The 4145-nt window shown below is 76.1% G+C and carries 5 protein-coding genes; 3 read left to right on the forward strand and 2 right to left on the reverse strand.

Going from position 1 to position 4145, the window contains the following annotated elements; genetic code table 11:
• Positions 1–853 (reverse strand): DUF692 domain-containing protein (locus ACFV0Q_RS39100; RefSeq protein ID WP_385012538.1); only part of this gene is annotated, 853 nt, incomplete at its 3' end.
• 183 nt (positions 854–1036) lie between these two features.
• Positions 1037–1804 (reverse strand): peptidyl-tRNA hydrolase, encoded by a 768-nt coding sequence (locus tag ACFV0Q_RS39105; RefSeq protein ID WP_385012540.1) that lies wholly within the window; start codon positions 1802–1804, stop codon positions 1037–1039.
• A gap of 71 nt (positions 1805–1875) precedes the next feature.
• On the opposite strand from ACFV0Q_RS39105, the gene ACFV0Q_RS39110 reads away from it, so the two are divergent.
• Genes ACFV0Q_RS39110 through ACFV0Q_RS39120 form a run of 3 tightly spaced genes read left to right on the forward strand, consistent with a single transcriptional unit; the run spans position 1876 to position 4006 of the window.
• Positions 1876–2550 (forward strand): AIM24 family protein, encoded by a 675-nt coding sequence (locus tag ACFV0Q_RS39110; protein WP_385012542.1) that lies wholly within the window; start codon positions 1876–1878, stop codon positions 2548–2550.
• Positions 2547–3359, forward strand: coding sequence for an ATP-binding cassette domain-containing protein (locus ACFV0Q_RS39115; RefSeq protein WP_385012545.1), 813 nt, complete (start codon positions 2547–2549; stop codon positions 3357–3359). Before ACFV0Q_RS39110 ends, ACFV0Q_RS39115 begins: the two co-directional genes overlap by 4 nt.
• Entirely contained in the window at positions 3356–4006 is a 651-nt protein-coding gene (locus tag ACFV0Q_RS39120; RefSeq protein ID WP_385012543.1) for an ABC transporter, read from the forward strand. The genes ACFV0Q_RS39115 and ACFV0Q_RS39120 overlap by 4 nt, the downstream gene beginning before the upstream one ends.
• Positions 4007–4145 lie beyond the last annotated feature (139 nt).

The raw sequence follows: 4145 nt of genomic DNA on the forward strand, positions 1-4145 counted from the left end.
CGCCCGTGTCCGCGCCCGCACCGGCGGCGGCGGTGCCCGTGCCCGTCACCACCTCCCGGATCCGGGTCAGTTCGTGCGCCAGTTCCGTCTCCGCCGGGAAGTCGTCGTCGCGTTCCAGCAGGACGCCCGGCGGGTCCACCCGCTCCCGCAGCGCCGTCAGGACGTCGAGCACCACCGGCGGCACCGGGTGGGCGTGGGTGTCGTGCCACACGCCGTCCCGCTCCACGCCCCCGGCCACGTGCACGTACGCGAGGGCCTCCAGCGGGATCGCGTCCAGCACGGCCGCCGGGTCCTCCCCCCGGTTGACCCGGTTCGTGTGCAGGTTGGCCACGTCGATGAGCAGCCGTACGCCGGTCCGTTCCACCAGCTCCGTCAGGAACCGGGCCTCCGTCAGCTCCTCACCGGGCCAGGAGACCAGCGCCGCGATGTTCTCCAGGGCCAGCGGCACCGGCAGCGCGTCCTGCGCGATCCGGACGTTCTCGCACAGCACGTCCAGCGCGTCCCGGGTCCGCGGCACCGGCAGCAGGTGCCCGGCCTCCAGCGCGGGCGAGGAGGTCCGTACGAAGGCGATGTGCTCGGTGACCAGGGGCGCGCCCAGCACCACCGCCCGCTCCCCGAGCGCGGCCAGCTTCTCCGGGTCGGGACGGTCGGCGCCGCCGAGGCCGAGGGAGACCCCGTGCGGGACGACGCGCACCCCGCGCTCGCGCAGCCGCAGCAGGGACGCGGGCAGGTGGCCCGGGCAGATGTTCTCGGCGACCACCTCGACCCAGTCCAGGTGCTCCAGCCGCTCCACGGCGTCCGCGATCTCCGGCCGCCAGCCGATGCCCACCCCCAGGCGTGCCATGGGCTTCATGTCCCCTCGCCCCCCTCTCGCCGGCCCCCGCCGGCCCTCACCGGTCCGCATCCGTGCTCATCGGTCCGTATGCCGATGTGATGGCCCGGGCGACGCCGGGTCAACCGCGAGGGGGAGACGTTCAGAGCAACATTTGAGGTTCCCGGCGGCCGGGCCCGGCCGGAGGGGCGGACCGGCGGGACGTCAGAGCCGGGCCCGCAGCGCCGGGTGGTCCGAGACGACGGTGCAGGAGCCCGGCGCGATCTCGGTGAACCCCGCGTCCCGCACCACCGGCAGCCCGCTCCCGCTGAGCCCGGACCACCGCTCGCGCGGGGCGGTGCGCACGGCCAGCCGGAACCCGGAGTCGCGCCACGCCTCGCGCTCGGCGGGGTCCAGCTCCCACCACGCCAGCTGTGCCGCGTGCCCGGCCTGGGCCATCGCCTTGCCCGCCGACATGTCCAGATCCGGGTTCAGCCACAGCACGGGCAGCTCCGCCCCGGCCGGATCCACCGGAGTCACCGGCTCCGGGTCATCCAGGTCGGTGCCCGAAACCTGGAGCTTGGCCAGCTCCTTGGGCCAGCCGTCGAGCGGCACCGGCGGGAACACCCGTACCTCGGCCCGGTCCCCCTGCACGGTGATGCCCGGCAGGGTCCCGGCCTTGCGCCACTCCGCCCCGCGGGCCCGCCGCACCACCTTGCGGATCCGGGCGTCCTGCCAGTCGCGCACCGCCCCGGCCCACTCGCCCTCGCCGTGCGCCCGATCGTCCGTCAGCAGCACCAGGACCGCGCGGGCCGCCGTCTCCAGCGCGTCGGTCCGGGCCGGCGGGTCCGCCTTCTCGATCCGCACGACCAGCGGAAGCACGAACTGCGGCGCCTCGTCGCGCGGCGCGTGCCCCTCGCGGAACGGGCTGTCCGCGCCGACGGCGGGTACGGCGGGTACGGCTGAGGTATCGGTCGTGTCCTTGGTGCTCATCCGCCCAAGGATGCCAGCCTCCGCCTTGAGGAGGATGTCGCGGGTACGCGCTCCGGGTGAGGATCATGCCCATGCAGAGTGAGCTTTTCGCGTCCGAGAACCTGGTCAAGCCGTCCGCCGCGCCGGGCATGACCCTCCAGAACGCCAAGTCCGTCAAGTACGCCGTCAACGGCGAGATGCTGGCCCGTCAGGGCGCGATGGTCGCCTTCCGCGGCAACCTCCAGTTCGAGCGCAAGGGCCAGGGCATAGGCGGCATGCTCAAGCGGGCCGTCACCGGCGAAGGGCTCGCGCTGATGTCCGTACGCGGGCAGGGCGAGGCCTGGTTCGCCCATCAGGCGGGCCACTGCTTCATCATCGACTTCGAGCCGGGTGACGCCCTGACCATCAACGGGCGCAACGTCCTGTGCTTCGACTCGAGCCTGTCCTACGAGATCAAGATGGTGAAGGGCGCCGGCATGACCGGCGGCGGCCTCTTCAACAGCCTCTTCACCGGCACCGGCAAGCTCGCCGTCGTCTGTGACGGCAACCCGATCATCATCCCGGTCACCGCGCAGGCGCCGGTGTACGTCGACACGGACGCGGTCGTCGGCTGGAGCGCCGCCCTGGAGACCGGGCTGCACCGCTCCCAGTCAGTCGGCTCGATGATCCGCGGCGGCTCCGGCGAGGCCGTCCAGCTCAAGCTCAGCGGGGAGGGCTTCGTCATGGTCCGCCCGAGCGAGGTGACCGAAACGGCGGCCGCGCACTGAACCTCACCGGAGTGGGCCGCCGCTACGGAAGGCGGCGGCCCTGGGTGCTGCGCGACGTCCGCCTGGAGCTGCCGGCGGGGGCCCTCGTCCGGATCGAAGGCGGCAACGGCGGCGGCAAGTCCACCCTGCTGCGGATCATCGCCGGCCTCGACACGCCGACCGAGGGGCGCGTCGCCGGCCGCCCGCCCCGCACCGCCTACGTCCCCGAACGCTTCCCGGCGGCCCTGCCCCTGACGGCCGGTTCCTACCTGACCCACCTGGGCCGGGTCCACGGCCTGCCGGGCGCGGAGGCGGCCCGCCGGGCGGCCGAGGGGCTCGAACGGTTCGGGGCCGCCGCGTACGCCCGTACCCCGATGGCCGAACTCTCCAAGGGGACCAGCCAGAAGGTGGCCGTCGCCCAGGCGCTGCTCGCCGAGCCGGGGCTGCTCGTCCTCGACGAAGCGTGGACCGGGCTGGACGGCCCGGCCCGCGCCGAACTGGACCGGGCCGTCACCGAACGCACCGCCGCCGGAGGCACGGTGGTCTTCGTCGACCACGACCCGGCCCGCCTCGCCGGCCTCCCCGACGCCCACCACCGGATCGGGGGCGGCACCCTGACCCCCGAGGCGGCGGCCGCGCACGGGCCGTCCGTACGCATCCACGCGGTCGGCCCGCCCGGCGCCGAACCGCCCCCGGGCCCGGCCGCCGCGCCCGCCCCCGGCGGCGGGTACGTGCTGACGGTGGACGCCGCCCGCTCCGACGCCCTGCTCCGCGAGCTGCTCACCGCCCGGCCGCCCTGGCACATCCGCGCCGTGGAGGAACCGAAGTGACCGCCCTGCTGCGTTACCAGGCCGCGCTCCTGCTGCGCTCCCAGCGCTGGATCGCCCCGCTCGTCGTCTACGCCGCCTTCGTGGCCGTCGGGGTCCGGCCCGGCGATCCGGCACTGGACTCCCTCGGCTACGCCGCCGCCGGGCTCGTGCCGCAGACGGCCTGGCTGGTCCGGATCTGCGTCACCGCCGAGCCCCCGGCCGCCCGCGCCGTCGCCGCCGCGGCGGCGGGGCCGCTCCGGGTGCACGCGGCGGCCCTGCTGACCGCCCTGGCCGGGGCCCTGTCGGCCGGCGTCGCGGGGGCCGCCTTCGCCCTGCTCTGCGGCGACCTCGCCGGACACTCCCCGCTCCGCGCCGCCCTGGCCGGAGCGGTGGCCGTAGCGGTGTGCGCGCTCACGGGGGCGGCCGTGGGCGCGGTGTGCAGCCGGCCGCTGGTACGGGGACGCGGGCTCGCGGTGCTGGCGGGCGGCCTGGGTTCCCTGCTGGCCTGGGTCGCGGCGCCCTCCCCGGCCCGCCGCGCGGTGACCGCCCTCGTCGAGAGCGCCCGCACCGGCGCCGTGCCGCTCCCGCTGGGCTCCCTGGCCGGGGCGGTCCTGCTCGCGGCGGCGGCGGGCACGGCGGCCTGCCTCCTCAGCGCCCGGCGCGACTGAGGAGGCGCCGGCCGCGTCGGCCGAGCGCGTCCACGCCGTCGTCACCGCGCGCCGAGCCCTCCCCGTCGGGAGGCGGGCGGCCCGGCGGCGGCCCGGGGCGCGAGTAGGCTCGTACGCATGGACCAGCCGGAGGAGACCC

This window comes from Streptomyces sp. NPDC059564, assembly GCF_042735575.1.
Classification (GTDB): Bacteria; Actinomycetota; Actinomycetes; order Streptomycetales; family Streptomycetaceae; genus Streptomyces.